Genomic DNA, 19,527 nt, shown 5'->3' with positions numbered 1-19,527 from the left:
GAAGTTTGCCTTGGCGATCTCCTTCAATGCCGCCTTCTCCAACTCCGCTTCGGCCAAAAGCCGCTCGAGCGTGGTGTTCTCGCGTTCGAGGTCTTTCAACCGCTTGGCGTCGTCGGCCTTCAGTCCGCCGAACTGGTTACGCCACCGGTAGTAGGTGGCTTCGGTGATCTGCAACGCCCGGCACACATCCGCGACGTCCTTGCCCTCGCCGAGCAGCCGATCGGCCTCGGTCAACTTGCGCACGACCTGCTCAGGGGTGTGTCTCTTCCTCGTGGTCATCGCCATCGAGCCTTCCCGCCCACAACGTGGGCCGCAAGACCCACACAGCCGATGGACCGACCTCACGGGGTCAGGTCACCGGAGCTGGCAAGTTCCGGATTTGGCAGTGACGCTATAGCGTGCGCGGGTTGGGCAATTCCCTGCACCGCGATCTGTATCGGAACTGTATCTTCTGCGATACAACAGTACGTCTGCAAGACGAGAGCGCGGAGTGGCTGACGACGAACTGGCCCTCGACCTTGCCCCTTCCGTTGTGCAACGACTTCGGGCAGAGGTCGGCGATGCGCGAACGGAGAAGGTGCTTGGTTGTCTACGCACGGCTCTGACGTTCTTGAAGCAGATCGGTTCCGACAGTCGTGGACTCCGGCTATCTGCGAGTGCTGCCTACAATCTGCGTGAGGCGTTGAACCACGTCGTCGAAGGGCACGATCCTGCTGAAGGCGGATTGCGGGCCGTCCTGACTGCGTGGCGCGTGTACGAGACGCAAACTGCAGTTCCGGGCGCGGACCGCGATGCCGCGCTCCTCGCGCTGGAGTCCGTCTTGCGTGACGTGTCATCGGGCGAGTCGCGTGCAACCAGTTACTCTCTGAAGCTCCTCGCGCACTTGCGCCGCCGTGCAGGCATTGATCCTCGCGAAGGGCTGGCCGACCCCATCGCGGAGTATCAGGATCTGCGTGAGATCGCCAATGACGGTGTGCATGAGGAGTTGTCGTCAGAGGAGGTGGGCCTGCTCTTCGATCGCACAGTCTCATGATTCAGTCGCGTTTTCAATCCACCGGACGAAGTTGTTGACGCGATCCTCGAGTTGGCGGCGGAGCCTTGGGTGTCCGACGCTCAGGTCGAGCGGTTGGCAAGCCTCGCCGCAAATGATCACCTTCTACGATTGTTTCTCCGTTCGGTGCGGGATTCTTCCTGGTTGATTCCGTTGCATGCTGCGGGCGTTGTGCAGGTGCCGCGCACTGATTCGGCGTGGCCGGGCACTGCGTTGACTTCTGGCCTCGGGCAGACCGCTCCCGTGAGGGTGGCGGAATTGCTGGATCTGATCCTGGTCGACATCGCAACGATAGCTCCAGAGAAGCGAGCTTCGGCACGGTTCGACGTGCTGCGAGTTGCTGTTCAGTTGGGTGCGGCGGGCTTTGGGATCGTGACGAAAGTCGTGCGCCTGGACAGAGAAATGCGAAATAGCCGGTCGCCGGCCGCACATGCGATGCGCAACGCAGAGCCACACGACCCCGTGGTAGCCGATGTCGCGGACGCCGTCCTGAGCTATGTCAACGACTCGAGGGCGACCCGCCACGACGCTATCCAACTTCTCGATCTCTTGGTCGGGGGCGCCACCGAGGGCAACATCATCGACCGGACACGGATGCTGGCCGGAAAGACCAGGCGACTCGCCCGCACGAGCCAGACGGGTTACGTATGGCTCGGTGTTGAAGCGCTCGATGTGGACCTGAGTGACAACCCGCATCCGTTGCTGCTGCTTGCCCACTACCTGTCGCGTCTGATCTCCATCGCGCAACAGTGGAATGTGCCGTTCGATGAGCAATGGAGTTGGGTACGGGAGATGCGAGGTGAGGTCGGTGACCGTTTGCGCAGCCGAGTCCTGGCCGCTGCCGACGACCGACCTGTAGCCGATGCAATCGACCATATCGCAAGCCGAATTAAGCACGCGCTCACCACAGCCGAGGACCTCGATCTGGTGGAGAGCATCATGGCCCGAAACCCCTCCTCAGAAGACCTTCGACCGTGGGTCGAAGCATGCGGATCACCGTCACCACAGCCAGCAGATGAACATCAAATCCCGGACGACTGGCTCCGAATATGGCGATGGTCTGCGCTCCTGCCTGAGACCGTCCTGACCGCAGCTGCTCGGCCTGGACACCGGTCGCGTTGGCTGCGGCACACCCTGGTGTTCGGTCTTGGGCGTGGACGCACCGCTGTGGTGGTTGCTCGATACCGCCGGGGTCGACCACAATCCCGCCGGGTCGCAGCACCCGCCACGGCGAGGTCCCATCACCCTCACCCACACGGGCTCATACCCGGGTTACGCGCAGCACCTCTGCACAGGCGCATAGCTCTCGGCCACCCAATTATTGAGCGCCAGGGTTCACGGTCGGGTCCCGCAACGGTGTCATCTGGTGAATGTCGTAACGCAGCCGCAGTTGCACCACATCGTCGGGAGTGGACGATCCCGAAGCGAGCAATTCGGCAAGCTCCTTGAGGTACTTCTCGTGACCCGATGGGCTCACGGTGACCAGCATTCGAGCCGGCTCGTTTCCCGGATTACAGAACGCGTGCGGGCATCCGGCGGGCACGTGCAGGAAACTGCCCGGTCCGCCACGGAGTACCGTGGTCCCGTCTCGGGCTTCCCACTTCCGCCAGTCGCCGGTCGTCTGGGCCGTGGGATGGAATGCCAGCAGGTCGAGTTCTCCATCGAGAACGTAGAAGAACTCTTCGGCCTGTCCATGCCAGTGCGCACCCACATCGAACCCGGGTGGAACCACTGTTTCGAATACCGACCAAGTATCGGAATGCTCGGCCCCGACCTTCATCGTCATCGCCGGCCGCACCTCGGCTCCACCTCCGGGTGGCAGCAGTAGCCCGTCGGTCACCTTCTCTCCCTATCCTTCATACCATCGAGCAATCGAAATTTCCGCCGTTATGCCGGGGCCGAAACCGGCGATGATTCCATGTCCTTTCTTGATCGTCTGTGGATCGTCGAAGAGTCTTCTCATGGCATCGAGGACCACCGCGCTGGCAATATTTCCATGGCGGGTGAGCGTCCGACGGCTGTAAGAGAATTTCTCGGGTTCAACGTAGAGAAATTTCGAGAGATCATCGAGAATGCGCGGTCCACCGGCATGGATTATATAGAAGTCCAGATTGGATGCATCGAGTCCGTGTTCACCGGCCACCTCGCGTAGTACGGGCGCCAGCGGTTCCATCGTTCCCGGAACTCTGCGGTCAAGTTGGAAATGGAATCCGGTGGATCGTACGGCATATGATATCCAGTCCGTCGTGCCCGGAATGATGTAGGAGGCGTTCCCGATCAGCTGGAGAGAGGCGCCGCGAGGTTTTGCCTCGTCGGTCACCACCACCGCCGCTGTGGCGTCCCCGAACAGCCCGTTCGACAGTAGCGACCCTATTTCCACATCGGTCGGCTGGTAGCACAGCGAACAGAACTCGCAGGAGACTATCAGCACATTCGATCCCGGGTGGGCACGGCAATAGTCGGCGGCCCGCGCGATCGCCGCGCCGCCGCCCGCGCACCCCAGTTGCGCAATAGGAATCTGCACCGTTCGGAAACTGAATCCGAGTTCATTGATCATCCAGGCCGTCATGGACGGCATCATGAATCCGGTGCAAGAAACGTAGATGATGCAGTCGATATCGGATACGGTCAGGCCGGCATTGCGAATGGCGGTATCCACGACCTGTGGCACAAGCCGCTTTGCTACGTCCTCATGAATTTTGTTCCGTTTCTCGAAGCCTGGATGCTCCAAGGTGTTCTCGAGCGACTGTACAATATTACGAACTTCCACTCCAGTATTACGAATCAGCTGGAGTACCAACGGGAGATCTGGGTGGTCGGCATGTAACCTTTTAGCAATTTCAAGCGTCTGCTCGCTCGTAACGAGATTTTCGGGAAATAAGGTAGCGGGTTTGTACAGAACGACCATTAGGAACTCCGGGATTCAAAGAGATCGCCGTGTGGCGGTCAGCCTACTGTGAGTCCGCGAGCCCAATTTTCCAAGTAGGGATATCCCTATATTGACGGATTCCTCACGATATGGTAATCGGTATAGTTCCTATTGGTGGTCCACGGTTGTGAGGGTTGAGGCAGACCGATCCGCAGGGGGCATGATGCCGAGATCCTTTCCGCCGTCGGTTCGCCGACAGATATGCTCTCGGTTGCGAGCCGGAAAGCTTGTTAGGAATTCCTACTCGGTCTGCTCGCCTACCTCACCGTTGATAAGCGCGACGCCGTCGGTGTTCGCATCGACCGCAAGCGCCGGCAACCCGCGACAGTCCTGCTCGAGGCGCTCGACTGGACCGACACGCAGATCGCCGAAAGGTTCGGCTTCTCCGGCAGCATGATGTCCACCCTGGAGAGGGACAACACCGCGGGCCAGGACGAGGCGCTGCTCGACATCTACCGCAAGCTGCGTCCGGGTGAGCTGCCGACCAAGGAGTCGGCGCAGACCCTGTTGGAGAACCTGTTCTTCAAGGAGAAGCGCTACGACCTGGCGCGTGTCGGCCGCTACAAGCTCGACAAGAAGCTCGGCCTGCACACCGCCAAGGTCGCGGGGCCACGGGTGCTCACCGGGGAAGACATCATCACGATCATCGAATACCTGCTGCGGCTGCACGCGGGTGACAAGATGATGACCGCCCCGGGTGGTGTCGAGGTGTCGGTCGAGATCGACGATATCGACCATATCGGCAACCGTCGGGTGCGCACCGTCGGCCCACTCGGATTCGTCGAGATCCCGTACCGCAGAGTGATCGACGGCAAGGTGACCGACGAGGTCGACTACCTCGTCCACGGCGATGATTCCGTGCCATCCGGATGGTGTCCATGCAATGAAGCGAAGTGGCCCGGCCCGAACCGCGGGGTTCGGGCCGGGCCGGCCTGACCTCGTAGGGTCGGTCCGTATCCAGCGGATTCGGCTTGTGGTGTTTCCGCCATAGCGCTTCTGCTGGACGGCTGCGAATGAGATCAGGACTTGTATTCGCGGGCCCCCGCGCCCGAGTCCTTCGCCGCTGCAGGCAGGTACGACTCGATACCACGCATCAGGATCTCCAGGCCGAGCTCGAACCGGTCGTACTGGCCGCTGCCGTCGGTCTCGAACATGGGTCCGGTCACTGCGATGAGGTTGGGGAACAGATCCTTCGGCAGGCTCTCGATGTAGGCCTTGATGTCCCGCGCGGCCTCCATCGGATCATGCCCCTCGGCGGCCATCTGTGTGTACATCTGTGACTCGATAACCCGGGTGGCGACGAAAGAGCCGAACAGGTCACCGATGTAGACCGCGATTTCATCCGGGAGTCCGGTCGGGCGCAGGAACGCCAACATCTTCTCGGTCATGACGAGGCCGTTCGGACCAAACGGCGCCCGTGCCATCGTCGCCCGTGCGAAGTCCCGGTGGCTCGCCATGGTTCTACGACACTGTCGGGCGAACTCTTTCAGCTGCTCACGCCAGTTCACCGGGTCGAACTCCGGGATCTCCAGTTCGCTCATGAACTGGTCGAACATAAAGTCGAGCAGCTCGTCCTTGTCCGCGACGTGCGCGTACAGAGCAGAAGCCGTGGTGTTCAACTCGTCGCCGAGGCGACGCATGGACAGCGCGTCCAGGCCCTCGGCATCGACGATCTTCATGGCCGCGTCGACGATCCGCTCCGGCGACAGTGGCTCGCGCACTCTCGTCTTGGCCCGCGGCCGACGCCACGGAGCGGGCGGGACCGCCTTGCTCAGGTCTTCTGCGCTGCTCACGCCTCTCACCTCCTTTGAACAGGGTACTCCGAGCGGACCTCGTTCGTAAAAAGAACGTTGCACTTGACACGAACGCCGTTCTTGAATAGAACAATGTTCAAGTCTATAAACGATGTTCGCTACGGAGGCCCGAATGTCCACACTGGAGCCCACCACTACCCGCACCTCGAGCAACCCCGCCGTACCGCCCGACAGAGAACCGGAGAAGATCTCCAAGGCAGCCTGGATGGTCGCCTTGATCACGATCGGCGCATCCGTGATGGACCTGCTCGACGCCACTGTCACGAACATCGCAGGACCGTCGATACAGCGCAGTTTCCACGCATCGAGCGCGTCGCTGCAGTGGATGATCGCCGCCTACACGCTGACGTTTTCCGTCATGCTGATCGCGGGCGGACGCCTCGGAGACGTCTTCGGTCGCCGGAAGGTGTTCGTCATCGGCCTGGCCGGCTTCACCGCATCGTCGCTGTTGTGCGCGGCGGCCCTGTCGGCCGGAATGCTGATCGGTTCCCGCGTGATCCAGGGTGGCTTCGCGGCCATGATGATTCCGCAGGGCTTGGGCATGATCCGCGCGGTCTTCCCGAGGGATCAGGTCGGCAAGGCCTTCACGATGATGGGTCCGGTCATGGGCATGAGCGCGATGCTCGGCCCCATCATCGGTGGCCTGCTGGTCGACGACCTCGGGTGGCGGTCCATTTTCTTGGTCAACCTGCCGGTCGGCTTGCTCGCTCTGCTCGGTGCAGTCATGTATCTGCCGCGTGATGAGCAAAAGACCAGCACGGCACCGAAACTGGACGTCGTCGGGCTCATCCTCGCATCGACGATCCTGTTCCTGCTCACCTATCCGATCGTGCAAGGTCGCGAAGCGGACTGGGCTCCGTGGACCTGGATCATGATGGGTTCGTCACTGCTCGCACTCGGCGTCTTCGTCCTGCACCAGCTGATACGCCTGCGGACAGGCCGTGATCCGTTCGTCGAGCTGACGATCCTTCGCAAGCGTGCCTTCAACGCAGGACTCATCGTTACCCTGCTGTTCAACGCTGGTTTCGTCGGCACGAGCGTCATCGGCACCCTGCTACTCCAGATCAGTCTCGGTTTCAGCCCGCTGCACGCCGGTTTGACCCAGTTGTGGTTCGTCCTGGGCACGATGATCAGCATGGGCGTGGCACAGAAGTTCGCGCAGACCCACCCGCGGCGCGTGTTGCAGGCCGGGCTCTCGGTCATGGCGATCGGTATGGCGGCCTCGGCGCTGACCGTCCAACACTTCGGCGCAGACTTGAGCAGCTGGACCATCGCTCCGTCGCTCGTGATCGGCGGTTTCGGTGTCGGCCTCTGCTTCGCCCCGATCTTCGGCGTCATCCTCGCGGCTGTCGACGACCATGAGATCGGTTCGGCATCCGGTCTGGTCAACTCGTTCAACCAGTTCGGTGGCGGGATCGGCGTGGCGGTGCTCGGCACGCTGTTCTTCGACCAGGCGGCGCACCATGGGACCTTCCACGCGGCGCAAACCACGTACTGGATCGCGGGCACCGCCCTGTTCGCCACCTTCGCGGCCGCCTTCCTAGTCCCGAAGATCGCCCGCCCGGAAAACGAGCTCTACTAGAGCATCCCGTACTCCAACACCCAACCCCGGTGCCGCAATGACGCACCGGGGCCCTGGGTCAAGCGGCAGGGTCGATGACGGTGGAGCGGCCCATCTTTTCTTGCCAGGGAGCATGGCGCCATCTGCTTCGCGGCGTTCGGCGGCGGCGATGCCTTCGGCCTGACGCTCGGCGCGCAACTTCAGCTCGTACTTGGCGGCTGTGGCCAGAACTGCGAACATGAGAGGAATTCCGATTAAATACCTGAAGCCCAGGAACTGCAGGCCACACTCGGCACCTCTCGACAATGTCAATGAACTTACCGTAGAAATACCTGAATCGCGGCGTGTCGGGAGTCTTCGGACTCTCCGGGGCAAAATTCAACGGTTCGCCTCGGTGAGGCGAACCGATTCGAAAGCTGGTGGTTCAGCGGGATGGAGATTGTGGTAGTTTCCTGCTGGGTCGGCGTGGTCGGCGCATGGCTTCGGTTCGGACCTTGTCGATGATGCTTCGGGGGATGTATCCGATGATGTCGTCGCGGTTGGTGATTATCAGTTTCTGGAGGATCGCGGCAACTTGTGTGTCGACGGTTTTGACAGAGGTTCCTCGGCGTGCGGCTATCGTGGCGTTGGTCCATCCGGCCGCCACTAGGATAGCGACATCCTGCTCGGCCGGAGTCAGCTGATGCCAGTGTGAGGCGAGGTCCTTGCCGCCGGTGTGGTCTCCTGATGCTTTTTCGATGGTTAGTGTGCCCAGCGCGAGTCGCTGTACCTCATTGAGCTCGGGCCGAAGCCGCGATCCTCGGGTTTCTTCCGCGGTGAAGGCATCGGGTCCGAGCACCCTGCGTGCAACAGCGACCGCCTCGGTCGTTTCGTCGGCGAAGGGTCCGAGCTTGTCGAGGCGGAAACCAACCCTGGTTAGTTCCGTCTGGACTCCTCCGGCGAGTTGAGCGATTTCGGTGGCCGGCGCTACGAGCGTGCCGCGGTCGGTATTTCCGGCGGTGACCGAGTCGGTGATGATGCGTGCCAACGACCAGATCCGATAGTGCACCGCCCATAGTCCGACCCACTGATCGCGAGTGTGAAGTTGATCTGCCAGTACGGTTCGTTCGAGGGCCAGGGCCTCTGAGGGGTCGCCATGTTTGGTCAGGGCGATCGACCGAGCGAGTTTGGCGTCGGCTATCGCCCACAGGGCTCCGGAAGCGTTGGCGTGATCAAGGTAGTGCTGTGTGAGCTCATCGGCTTGTTGCGCGGTTCCGAGCAGGGCCGCGGCCTTTGCTGCGTACATTTCGCTCATCAACGCGGAGCCGTCATTGCCGAGAGCATCGAATTTGTCTCGAGCGCGGGTAAAGACGGTGATCGCGCGGGCGTCGCGGCGGACGATCAGCAGCTCGGTACCCCATGCGTATTCGATGGGGGCGGGCAGTCCGATATCGCTCTCGGGTGTCTGTCGCCAGTTCTGTCTGGCATCTCGGTCGGAGAGGCAGGTGGCGACGCAATCTTGGAGAATCCGTTCCGCCTCTTCGGGAAGGCCTTGGACCAGGGCGAGCCATGCGGTGACGGACATGGCCGTGATTTGGAGACCGGTGGGTTGGGGAGTCAATGCCCGGCTGGCGTCGAGGCAACGTTCAGTCCACCGGCGAATTTCTCGCACCGTACCTCGAGCGAAGGGTACTCGCATGGAGATCAGCTGGACACAGATCTCCAAACCGACAGTGGCCTCACCCGGGACGGTGATGCTTGTCTCGATCGCGGTCAAGATGTTGTCCCAGGCTGCTCGGGCCCAATCCCACAAATCCTGATTCGTAGAAGTGAACCAGTTCTCTGCCGCATGGGTGAGCTTGTCTTGGTAGTAGCGGCGGTGTCGGTCGCTCAGTCGGGCGGGTTCGTCCACGTCGGCGGTGGAGCGTTGACGCAGTCGGTACTGCGCGAACACTCGAAGACTTTCTACCAGGGAATATCGCACGGTGGTCGATGTGATATGTATCGTGACCAGGGACCGATCAGTAAGGCATTCGAGCAGGCCTTCGATCTCTTTCCGGGCCAGACCTCCGCTCGCGTCACTGCTCTTGCCTTCTGTTGCGCTGGTTTCCTCGTCACAGCAGATGGTTTCGATAGCGTCCAGGTCGGCTCCCGTACTTGTGGCAATGCCGGGAGTGTCGTCAGGGTTGGTGTCATCGCCCGTCGCGAACACCGACATACGGTCGAAGAGTAGGCGTTCTTTGTCGCTGCACAACTCATATGACCAGGTGATAACATCGCTGACCCCACGATGTCGCGCATCAGTGCCGAAACGGGGACCGTGTGACCAACGTAGTCGTGTGTCGTCGCCCTGGCCGGTGAGCCCACGCAAAACCATCGTCAGGGGCTGGTGAAATAGTCGCGCAGCGGCCAGCTGGATATACAGTGGGTGGTTGTGGACGTGGCGGCAGATCTTGGCGGCTGTAGTGATTTGGTCTCTGCCGGTGATGGGGCGGCCGGTGAGTTCAGCACGTTGTCGAAACAGGGTCACAGCATGCCGGCGTGACAGCGGCGGCACCACGACGAGGCGTTCATCGACCCAGCCGATCGGTTCGCGGCTGGTCGCCACCACACTCAGCCAGGGTATCGCACCGAGCAGTTCGGTGATCACGATAGCGACACCGGTGAGGACATGCTCGCAGTTGTCGAGCACCAGCACGATCCGACGGTTGTGCCCTCCCGCATCCATGCGGGTGAAGACGTCGATCAACATCTCCCATGCCGATCGCCCAGAGAAGTCGGATTCGGCCACCGACCGGGCGATTTCCTCTTCCACTGCCGCTGCGTCCGAGTCCCTGGCCAGCCTTGCCAACCGTACCCAATACGGCCGCGTGTCCCCGGCCTTATGGAGTCGGTGAACAACCTCGGCCGCCAACCGCGTCTTTCCGATCCCACCCGCCCCGGTCAACGTGATCAACCGCGCCGACCCCAGTAACAGTGCGCTGGTCATCTCCAGCTCACGGTCACGACCAACGAAACCGGCAGTAGTCGAGGGTAGACCACCATCACGCTCACGACTCTTGGCCACCACGCCATAGGATCATAGTCCTCGCAGGTAGCTTGGGCGCTTTGATTCGCCGCCGTCCAGCCATGCCTCACCGCCCGGCAATACCGAGGGGTGGATGCCGGACACCTATTGGCCAGGCCCGAAAACCTGTTTTGCTTCTCGGCCTCGCCCATCGCTTTGGCCTTGCTCGTCGATTACCTCCCGCCCCAATCTGCTGCCCGGCTCGGCGAGGACCGGATGGCCGCATTCTTACGCCGGCACTCCTACCGCGGCGGCAAACCCCCGCGCAGCTGCCGGCCCGGTTACGCGCCGCTGCCGTTCCGGCTGCCCAACTGCCCACCGACACTGCGGGCCGCCATGGTGATCGGAACCCACGTGCGGCTCCTGCGCGGTATCCAAGCCGCTATCGCCGACCTGGAAACCCTGATCGAACATCGCGTCGACCAGTGCCTCCGCGCCGGACTTCCGGCCCAGCTGCTCGCCGAGGTCGGTCCGCTCCTCGACCACGTTGACATCATCGACCAAACCGCCGCCGAATGTGACGTCACCCCGGTCACCAAGACCTCCGGCAAGACCAGTGGCGGTGCCGGCGTCATCGACGACCACATGCTGTCCATGGCTCTGCACCTGCGTGAGCAGGTGCAGAGCTTACGTGACATCGCCGCCCGACTCGTGATCACCAAGGGCAAGAAGAAGGGGCAGCGCCCATCCCCGGCGCCTGTCCTGCGCTTGCTGCGCAAACCCGATGAAACCCCATCACAGCAGCACCACCCAGACCCAACCGTTCAAGACCGATCTCAGCGATAACGGCTGTTCCTGTATTCCTCAACCCTGTACCCCGGCCGACGACAACGACGCCGAACCCGCGCGTTAGCACAGGCCAGGGAAATCCGACCAAAATTTCCCCCGCGACTACTGGGGCCCCGTACTGCCCGGTGGCAGCAACGGCCGCTCCAACTGTGCCCACCGCGCACCCGTCATTGACGATGGGTACACCACGAACCGCGTGCCCTTCCGGCACACCACCAGGCGGGCATGACGGACAGACACACGGCGATAGGGATGATGACACACGAACTCCTGGTAGCGGCCGGATTTGCGTGGGTTGTCGAGGACAGCCGGTCATTCGGGATTGGTGACACGGGCCAGCACCACACCGCCAATGATCATTGCCATCGCCAGCGCCCGGCCGACGGACATCGGGTCGCGGTGGACGACGATGCCGAGCGCGATGGCGCCCGCCGCGCCGATGCCGGTGAACACAGCGTAGGCGGTGCCGACCGGGAGCGACTGCATCGCCACCGACAGCAGGAACACGGCCAGCATCATGAGCGCGAGGCACAGCAGGGTGGCCAGCGGGCGGGTGAAGTTCTGCGTGGGCTTGATCGACTGCGACCAGGCGATCTCCACCAGGCCGGCCAGTGCGAGGATGAGCCAGGGCATGGTCATAGTTCCTTTCCGAGGAGTCGGGCCCGGTCGAGGGCGACCGCGAGGGATTCGTCGTGGGCGGCGCGGAGGTGGGCCAGGTTGGGGTCGGTCCGGGAGTTGCCGAGTTCGGCGTTGACGAACTCGGTGTCCTCGACCGCGTAGTGCCCGGCGAAGAAGTCGCGCAGGAAGCGTTCCTGGTAGTCGAACCTCGCCTTCGGCGCGCCGGGGGAGTACGCGCCGCCGCGCGCGGTGGCAACCACGAACCGGCGTGGGGCCAACGACATCTTCGGGAACGTCACCTGGTCCAGCCACGCCTTCAGCACGGACGGGATCGAGAAGTTGTACATCGGCGTGCCAATCAGCACGACGTCGGCGGCGAGTAGCTCGTCCAGCAGCGGTTCAACGATCTCCCAGGCGGCGCGCTGAGCGGGGGTACGCACGATCTCGCCGAGTCGGTCCAGCGGTGGCAGCCCCTCTGCCAGCACCAAGTCGCACAGTTCGGTCCACGCCTCGGTGATGTGCGGCACCGGGTTGGCGGCCAGATCGCGGTGTCGGTAGGTGCCGTCCGGGTGGGCGGCCCGCCAGGACGCGGCGAACTCCGCGCCGACCTGGCGGCTCAGGGACTGGCGGCGGGCGCTGGCGTCGAGGTGGAGCAGGCTGGGCATCAACGACTCCTTAAGTAGACAATGTGTCCGGTTAACTGCTCCGTGACTCTAGAACACATCCGGGCATACTGTCCACTTTTCTCCGGAAATCGGTTAGAGTCGCGACATGGATCTGGGAACCGACCTGCTCACGGGCCATCCCGCCGGGAAAGCCCGCCCCCGCGAACGCGCGGACGCGGCGCGCAACCGCGCCAAGGTGCTGGCTGCCGCGTCGCGCCTGTTCGCCGAACGCGACCCGCGTTCGGTCACGATGGACGACATCGCCAAGACGGCGGGCGTCGGGCGCGGCACGCTCTACCGGCGCTACCCGGACACGGTGTCGATCGCGTTGGCGCTGCTGGACGAACACGAGCGCGCGCTCCAAGAACGACTGCTGCGCGGGGAGCCGCCGCTCGGCCCCGGTGCGCCACCGGAGGAACGGCTGGCCGCGTTCTACACGGCGATGGTTGAGCTGTTGGAGGCGCACACCTCACTGGTGCTCGGTGCGGAGACCGGCGCGCGCCGCTTCGAGTCGGGCGCGTACGGATTCTGGTGGGCGCACGTCCGTGCCTTGCTTGCCGAGGCGGGCAGCGCGGACACGGCAATGGTGGACACGCTGCTGGCTCCGCTGGCGTCGGAGGTCTACACCCACCAGCGGAGGAAACGCGGCTTGAGCCCGGACCAGATTGCGGCGGCGCTCGCGCGCCTGGCCCGGGCAGTGCTCGCGACGCCGGCAGGCGCTTGACCGCCGCCGGCAAGCCCGGCGACGTCAGCGTGATCGCAACCTGCGCCGCCGCCTTCCAACATTTCTTCGGCCGGAGTTGGCGTCAGCCTCGCTGTCGTGCACGGCGAGGTCAGCGCAGCCCGACAACCCTCCGAGTGACCAGGGTCCCGGTAGTAATCGCCGAGAAACTACCGAAGTTCGGCATATGCCCTGGTAGGACGGGCATGGGGAACATTCTCGCGAAAAGTGAACCGTTGACTTATCTGATCGCAGCGGTTCGCGGTGGGGGTCGGCTGCCCCGTAGCGTGCCGTAGGAGACCGGGCGGGCTGACTCGTGAACCGTCTGTCGCCCTTGCGGTTGACTTGCCCGTGATGTGTCGTCCCGTCCGGTCTCCGTTCACGGTCTGACTCGACAGAGGTGTGACGACAAGCTGCTGTGAGAGGTTCTCGAAGTCGACATGTCGGCCGTGGATTCCCCTTCCCACAAGCGATGAGGAACCACACCTGATGATGCTTATCGGCGTCGATCCGCACAAGTCCACCCATACTGCGACCGCTGTCGACCCGTCGACGAACACCGACGTCGGATCGGTCCGCATCGACGCCAGTCACGCCGGTTATCGGAAGCTGCCGGCCTGGGCCCAGGACTGGACAGAACGCACGTGGGTAGTGGAGAACGCCGAAGGGCTCGGCCATCATCTGGCGCAGTGGTTGGTCGCGATTGGCGAGGTTGTGGTGGACGTGCCGCCGCCCCGCGACAGCCAGAGTGCGTCAGCTCTCCCGGGGCGGTCGCCGCAAGAACGACCGTATCGATGCGGCTGCGGCGGCCGGTGTCGCGGTGATGCACGGCGACGCCCGGCAAGTGCTCGCGGAAACCCACGCCGACTCGCTCGCGCTGCTCGACGAACGTCGGAAAAATCTGTCCGAGCAGAGAACTCGTTCGATCAACCAGCTGCATGCGATGCTGCGCGAACTGCTGCCCGGCGGGGCGCCGACAGACCTTACCGCCGTCAAGGCTGCTCAGATGCTCCGCGGCCTGCGCCCGATCACCGACACCGATCGAGTCCGGAGGTCATTGGCCAAGGACCTGGCCGCCGACATCAAACGCCTCGACATTCAGCTCGCCGAGAATGCCGAGACGATGAGTCAACTGCTCGACCAGCACGGCACCACCCTGCGCGACATTCCCGGAATCGGCCCGGTCATGGCTGCACGCATCATCGGCCGGACCAGCCGGGCGAGTCGGTTCCCGACAGCGGCTGCCTACGCCAACTACACCGGTGCCGCCCCAGTCGAAATCGCCAGCGCCGACTCGGCCCGTCATCGCTTGTCACGCTACGGCGATCGGGAACTCAACTCGGCCCTGCACGCGATCGCAATGATCCAGATCCGGATGCGCGGCAGTCGGGGACGCGTCTATTACGACAAGAAGATCGCCGAGGGAAAGACTCCGAAGGAAGCCAAGCGCTTCCTCAAACGACGCTTGGCCGACTTTTATGCCGGCGAACCATGATCCGAGACGAAAGACGTCTCACCCGAACCGCATCCGGCGACCACGCCGACGCCGCTTGACAAATACAGAGGTATCACGGGTTGGGGGCGCTTCCGGTCTTTGTGGAAGTTGGTCATCATGGCGAAGCGTTACCCGCCCGAGGTTCGTGAGAAGGCTGTGCGTCTGGTGGCGGATCCCCGATAATGCGTCCACCCGGTGATTGAGTCCGGGTCGTTCGGTTGGTGTTCAGTCGATCCCGCAGGCCACCGGGTGGTGGGTGCAGGTGCAGGCCGCAGCGTACTCGGCCGGAGTCCGGTACCCCAGCGCGGAATGCCGGTGCCGTTGGTTGTGCTCGGTCTTGAAATCCCCGATCACGACCCCGGCCTCGATCAGGCTGGTCCAGTTGGCCTGTCCCCGGTGGATGAGACCGCCTGGAACTAGAGTCCTGTTGGCCCTGGTGAGGGGCTGGAAGGGACACTGAAAACCATGGCAGGACGGAAACGGCATTCCGCAGAGGAGATCGTGCGGAAGCTGCGCCGCGTCGACGAGTTGGCCGCCGCTGGGGCTTCGGGCGATGAGATCGCCGCTGACCTGCAGGTATCGGCCGCAACGTTGTATAACTGGCGGCGCCGGTACGGCGGGATGGGCACCGACGCCGCCAAAGAACTCGAGGAGCTGCGCGAGCAGAACGCGAGGCCCAAGCGCCTGCTGGCCGATGCCGAGCTGGAGAAAGACGCGCTGCGGGAGATCGCCAAGGGAAAATTTTAGGCCCGGCGGCCAAGCGGCGGGCGGTGGATATGCTCTTGCGGGTCAAGGGCCTGTCCGAACGGTTCGCCTGCAAGGTCGTCGGGCTGCATCGGTCCACCTTCCGGCGGCTGCCACTGGACCAGACCCCGGACGATCCCGACGCCCGCACCAGGGCCTGGCTGCGCGAATATGCGCGCAAGAACCCCTGCCACGGGTTCCGCCGGGCCTGGGCGGCACTGCGGTTCGACGAAGGCCACCGGGTCAACCGCAAACGAGTCCACCGGCTGTGGCGCGAGGAGGGCCTGCAGGTGCGGGTGCATCACCGACGCAAACGCGCCGGGTCCTCGTCGGTGCCGATGATCGAGGCGGACGCACCGAAGACGGTATGGGCGTTGGACTTCCAGTTCGATTCCACCGTCGACGGGCGGGCGGTGAAAATCGCGTCGATGGTCGATGAACACACCCGGGAGTCGCTGCTGCACCTGGTGGAACGCTCCACCACCGGCGAGAAACTGGTCGCCGAGCTCGCGCGGGTGTTCGCTGTTCGGGGTGCGCCGCGGGTACTGCGGTGCGACAACGGTCCGGAGATGATTTCCGAAGCACTGCAACGGTTCTGCTCCGACCAGGTCGGGATCACCTACATTCCGCCGGGCACACCCTGGAACAACGGCTACATCGAATCGTTCAACCGCAGGTTGCGTGCCGAGTGCCTCAACCGCAACCACTGGACTTCTCTGCTCGAGGCCCGCGTGGTCATCGGTGACTTCAAATCCGACCACAACCTACGGCACCGGCATTCAGCCCTCGGATACCGGACACCGGCCGAGTACGCTGCGGCCTGCACCCACACCCACCACCCGGTGGACTGCGGGATCAACTGAAACCGACGAAACAACCCGGGCTCTACTCCCGGGTGGTCGCGTTTTCGGGGACTGGTCAGCCTGTGGGGGATTCGATCTCACGAGGGGAATACGCCGAGTAGCGCCGACGCGGAGTTCTGGACGGCGATCAGGCCAATCCAGGAGCTGGGCGGTCAGGCGCCGGACGTGCCGCTATACACCGTGCGGGAGTGACCCTGCGCGGGAGTGGCACGGCGCCGGGGTGACACGGCGTTGGTCGCATGCCAGCGTCGACAGCCGACAGTCGGCCGACTTCGCCGAGTCGACAGACTCCGCTGCTGTCGGGACAGGGGCGGCAATCCAGCCACCGCCGATGGCCGGCCGGGCTCGGAGACGATCCGGACACCCGGAACGGGTTGAGGTGGTCTCTGCTGCCCATCGGTCGGTGACCGCAGAATTCGGACATCTCGATCGCGGCCCACACTATCGGCGATGGCTGGATTGCTGCCCCTGCCCGCAACGCCGTGGTCTCGGCTGTCAGTTTCCGATCCGACTTCGAACCCCGCTACCGCGACCCGGCGGTCACCAGCGTCGCGACGTCCTACGAAAGGCGGACGCAAATCGGCAGCTATCCGAGCATGATCCATCGAACCGGCGCGAACTGGAGCTGAAAATTCTATCCGCCCAGCTAGCCAACCGGACAGTTGGCCGCTAGTGTACCTCCACACGCGTTCGGTGCACCTCCACGCAGCGCCGATAAGCAGAAGTGTCGGGCCGTTAGGAGTTGTGATGATTTACGATGAATCGTATTCGAAGTTTATATACTCGAATCTTCCGCATCGTACCAATTCTGAAATAGATCGCGGTCCGCAGTTCGTCGAGTCGTGGTGTAAACGGTATGGCGTTTGGGATCATCCGATAACCAGACGTCGGTTCATCGAGGCGGATCCTGCCCGCATAGTCAGTTATTCCTACCCTGACGCGCACGGGCCGGATCTGGATTTAGCTTTTTCGATGATGAACATATATCTTGCGGTTGACGACGCGTTCGAGAGCGTGTACTGGAACAATGCGTACTCGGAAGGGGCGAGATTCATTCGCTCCATGGTGGACGTCGTCGTCAGCTCCGCAGAGGATTACGCTCATTCGCCTCCTCTCGTGCGTGCTTTCGCCGATGTATGGCGAGAGAGTCGAGCTGGAATGTCCGAGTCATGGCGGGCGCGCGCAGCACAAACATGGTGTCGTTATCTGTGGGGATATGTGATGGAATCCATAGTTCAATCGCGTGGCTTGACCATCACTCCAGATGAGTATCTACTGAAACGTCGGTGGATAATAGGGACCGCCCCGTGTTTCGACATGTTGGAACGAGCGCATGGATACGAATTGCCGGAGGTGGTCGCCAGTCTGGAATTCATCGATGAGTTTCGCTATCTCGGCGCCGACATAATAATACTGTGCAACGATGTCGCATCTGTGCCGAAAGATCTGCACCGGGGGGATACTTCGAATATAGTGCTGCTGCTCTCCGCGCTGGGGTCGAGTATCGAGCAATCGCTGACCGAGGTCGGTGACATGATCGAAAGAAAGCTCCAGCGATACCTGTCGAAACGTGACGAACTCTCGGATGTATTGGCCGCTCTCGATCTCGACGAAGCAGAGGTGTCCGTGGTATTCAGGTATGTCAACGAAATACTCGAATGGTGTGGCGCCAATCTGGACTGGCAGGGGCAGATCCTCCGCTACTACGGCAAGGCAAACGCTCTTCTTGCGGATTCGGGTCATATGTCGGGACTCACGACCGCGCCGGGAGATGCATAATGCCCACTTCGACTGCCGTCCCCGCTGCTCCGGGTAGGTTGCCGCTCATCGGTCACCTCCTGCCGCTACTGCGCGACCCACTGACCTTTTTATCGACTATGCCCGATTACGGTGAGATTGTGCGTATCGGCCTCGGTCCACTATCATCCGTCGTAGTGTGTGATCCGGAGCTGACCCGCTATATCTTGCGCCACGATCGCATCTTCGACAGGGGCGGACCACTGTACGACGGCAGTAAAGCCGCAGTCGGCGACGGGCTGATCACGTGCCCACACTCCACACATCGACGTCAGCGGCGCCTGCTGCAACCCGCATTCCACCGTAGTCGGCTTCCCGATTACGCGGAGGCAATGACAGCGGAGATAGATGCGATCACCGGCTCGTGGCGGCAAGGGCAGATTCTCGAAGTATATGCCGAGATGAAGGCGTATACGGCCGCCTCGGTCATCAGAACATTGTTCTCCGACGATATCCCGGACGCCGAACTACGTGAAATGATCGGTGATGTCACAACGCTCTGCGAGGGATTTCTGACACGTGCCCTCATCCCGCCGAGCCTTCATCGCCTACCCATATTCGGCGGTCGAGCCTTCCGGCGCTCCAACACTCGGCTGCGCGCGGCTCTCGCCGGCATTGTCGCGCATCGTCGGACCGAAGGCGTCGACCATGGCGACTTGATCTCGGCCATGGTGGCTGCCCGGGATGCGGATGGATCCGGTCTGACGGATACCGAGATCATGGACCAAGCGGCAACGTTCTTCATTGCCGGCACCGAGTCGTCCGCCAGCACGCTGTCGTGGGCCCTGTGGCTACTGGACCAGCATCCTGAAATCCTCGAGCGACTACACGCGGAGACCGATACCGTCCTGTCCGGTCGCGCGGCGGTACATGCCGACCTGCCCCGCCTGAGATTGACCGCCAACATAATCACCGAGACGCTGCGACTGAAGTCCCCAGCCTGGCTACTGACCCGAGTGATCACCGAGGACATCGAGCTCTCCGGTCATTATCTACCGCGCGGCACCGCGGTCATACTCAGCCCCTATACGCTTCATCACCTGCCGGCACTGTATCCCGAGCCCGATCGCTTCGACCCCGGACGGTGGGAATCGACGACCGCGAATCAGTTACCGCGAGACTCTTACATCCCTTTCGGCGACGGGGCCCGCAAATGCATCGGTGATATTTTCAGCCAGATCGAGATGGTACTCGGTCTGGCTACCATCTCCGCTCGATGGAACCTGCGTACGCTTCCCGATCAAGACACCAGGCCCGCACTGGCGATTGCCCTGCATCCTCGCGAACTGCGTATGCGAGCGACTGCCCGCCGTAATCCGTGACGGTCGCCTGGACTGTCCGCCATGGTGTCGAGCCACCTTGGCCAATACCTGAGCCGAGCTGTGTAGCACCGCGGTCGACCTTGCCCACCGCTCGGGGGACTGTAAATACAAC

General features: G+C 62.7%; 16 protein-coding genes and 2 pseudogenes. 9 read left to right on the top strand and 9 right to left on the bottom strand.

From position 1 onward, the window contains the following. Positions 1–279 (bottom strand): transposase (locus tag ON20_RS27475; protein ID WP_040840356.1); only part of this gene is annotated, 279 nt, incomplete at its 3' end. Between the two features lie 211 nt (positions 280–490). Between ON20_RS27475 and ON20_RS36950 the strand changes: the two genes are divergently transcribed. Beyond that, the gene (locus ON20_RS36950) at positions 491–1,033 is read left to right on the top strand and encodes a hypothetical protein (RefSeq protein WP_157229066.1); all 543 of its coding nucleotides are present in this window, start codon (positions 491–493) and stop codon (positions 1,031–1,033) included. Between the two features lie 123 nt (positions 1,034–1,156). On the opposite strand, the gene ON20_RS27465 is transcribed toward ON20_RS36950, so the two are convergent. The 3 genes from ON20_RS27465 to ON20_RS27455 form a co-directional block, all read right to left on the bottom strand. After that, complete coding sequence (locus tag ON20_RS27465) at positions 1,157–1,927, bottom strand: hypothetical protein (RefSeq protein ID WP_040840351.1); 771 nt, start codon at positions 1,925–1,927, stop codon at positions 1,157–1,159. A 442-nt stretch (positions 1,928–2,369) separates the two neighbouring features. After that, on the bottom strand, positions 2,370–2,891 hold the full coding sequence (locus tag ON20_RS27460; RefSeq protein WP_040840349.1) for a cupin domain-containing protein: 522 nt from the start codon (positions 2,889–2,891) through the stop codon (positions 2,370–2,372). A 9-nt stretch (positions 2,892–2,900) separates the two neighbouring features. Then, the gene (locus tag ON20_RS27455; RefSeq protein ID WP_051163467.1) at positions 2,901–3,959 is read right to left on the bottom strand and encodes a type III polyketide synthase; all 1,059 of its coding nucleotides are present in this window, start codon (positions 3,957–3,959) and stop codon (positions 2,901–2,903) included. A gap of 270 nt (positions 3,960–4,229) precedes the next feature. On the opposite strand from ON20_RS27455, the pseudogene ON20_RS27450 reads away from it, so the two are divergent. After that, positions 4,230–4,754 (top strand): annotated as a pseudogene (locus tag ON20_RS27450) (DNA-directed RNA polymerase subunit beta); the annotation flags it as partial. A gap of 245 nt (positions 4,755–4,999) precedes the next feature. Here the strand turns inward: ON20_RS27450 and ON20_RS36945 are convergent. Then, a complete protein-coding gene (locus ON20_RS36945; RefSeq protein WP_169332393.1) occupies positions 5,000–6,016 on the bottom strand; it encodes a TetR/AcrR family transcriptional regulator in 1,017 nt (338 codons plus the stop codon). Here ON20_RS36945 and ON20_RS27440 point away from each other — a divergent pair. Next, positions 6,009–7,376, top strand: a complete 1,368-nt coding sequence (locus tag ON20_RS27440) for an MFS transporter (protein WP_169332392.1) — start codon at positions 6,009–6,011, stop codon at positions 7,374–7,376. The two genes, ON20_RS36945 and ON20_RS27440, sit on opposite strands and share 8 nt — an antisense overlap. A 403-nt stretch (positions 7,377–7,779) precedes the next feature. On the opposite strand, the gene ON20_RS27435 is transcribed toward ON20_RS27440, so the two are convergent. After that, positions 7,780–10,401 carry an AAA family ATPase gene (locus tag ON20_RS27435; protein ID WP_368853942.1) on the bottom strand — a complete coding sequence of 874 codons (2,622 nt, stop codon included), beginning with the start codon at positions 10,399–10,401 and terminating at the stop codon, positions 7,780–7,782. 216 nt (positions 10,402–10,617) lie between these two features. Between ON20_RS27435 and ON20_RS38210 the strand changes: the two genes are divergently transcribed. Beyond that, the gene (locus ON20_RS38210; protein WP_051163461.1) at positions 10,618–11,187 is read left to right on the top strand and encodes a hypothetical protein; all 570 of its coding nucleotides are present in this window, start codon (positions 10,618–10,620) and stop codon (positions 11,185–11,187) included. A 315-nt stretch (positions 11,188–11,502) separates the two neighbouring features. Here the strand turns inward: ON20_RS38210 and ON20_RS27425 are convergent, their stop codons facing one another. Next, positions 11,503–11,829 (bottom strand): DMT family transporter, encoded by a 327-nt coding sequence (locus tag ON20_RS27425; RefSeq protein ID WP_245547525.1) that lies wholly within the window; start codon positions 11,827–11,829, stop codon positions 11,503–11,505. Then, positions 11,826–12,473: an FMN-dependent NADH-azoreductase gene (locus tag ON20_RS27420; protein WP_040840344.1), complete on the bottom strand. Its 648-nt coding sequence runs from the start codon at positions 12,471–12,473 to the stop codon at positions 11,826–11,828. Before ON20_RS27420 ends, ON20_RS27425 begins: the two co-directional genes overlap by 4 nt. Before the next feature lie 106 nt (positions 12,474–12,579). Here ON20_RS27420 and ON20_RS27415 point away from each other — a divergent pair, with 106 nt between their 5' ends. Then, positions 12,580–13,197, top strand: coding sequence for a TetR/AcrR family transcriptional regulator (locus tag ON20_RS27415; protein ID WP_040840342.1), 618 nt, complete (start codon positions 12,580–12,582; stop codon positions 13,195–13,197). A 486-nt stretch (positions 13,198–13,683) separates the two neighbouring features. Further along, positions 13,684–14,748, top strand: a pseudogene (locus ON20_RS27410) (IS110 family RNA-guided transposase). A 166-nt stretch (positions 14,749–14,914) separates the two neighbouring features. On the opposite strand, the gene ON20_RS40045 reads toward ON20_RS27410, so the two are convergent. Then, on the bottom strand, positions 14,915–15,043 hold the full coding sequence (locus ON20_RS40045; protein WP_281032920.1) for a hypothetical protein: 129 nt from the start codon (positions 15,041–15,043) through the stop codon (positions 14,915–14,917). Between the two features lie 111 nt (positions 15,044–15,154). On the opposite strand from ON20_RS40045, the gene ON20_RS27400 reads away from it, so the two are divergent. The 3 genes from ON20_RS27400 to ON20_RS27390 all read left to right on the top strand — a co-directional run bounded on the left by ON20_RS27400 (position 15,155) and on the right by ON20_RS27390 (position 19,415). Next, a protein-coding gene (locus ON20_RS27400; protein ID WP_086009092.1) for an IS3 family transposase occupies positions 15,155–16,296 on the top strand; the annotation gives its coding sequence in 2 pieces (ribosomal slippage) (positions 15,155–15,422 and positions 15,422–16,296; 1,143 coding nt in all). A gap of 747 nt (positions 16,297–17,043) precedes the next feature. Further along, the gene (locus tag ON20_RS36940; protein ID WP_157229062.1) at positions 17,044–18,075 is read left to right on the top strand and encodes a terpene synthase family protein; all 1,032 of its coding nucleotides are present in this window, start codon (positions 17,044–17,046) and stop codon (positions 18,073–18,075) included. Beyond that, positions 18,075–19,415 carry a cytochrome P450 gene (locus ON20_RS27390; RefSeq protein ID WP_040840337.1) on the top strand — a complete coding sequence of 447 codons (1,341 nt, stop codon included), beginning with the start codon at positions 18,075–18,077 and terminating at the stop codon, positions 19,413–19,415. Before ON20_RS36940 ends, ON20_RS27390 begins: the two co-directional genes overlap by 1 nt. The last annotated feature ends 112 nt before the right edge of the window (positions 19,416–19,527 follow it).

The organism is Nocardia brevicatena NBRC 12119, from assembly GCF_000308495.1.
Classification (GTDB): domain Bacteria; phylum Actinomycetota; class Actinomycetes; order Mycobacteriales; family Mycobacteriaceae; genus Nocardia; species Nocardia brevicatena.
This window is presented reverse-complemented; position numbering and strand designations above follow the sequence as displayed.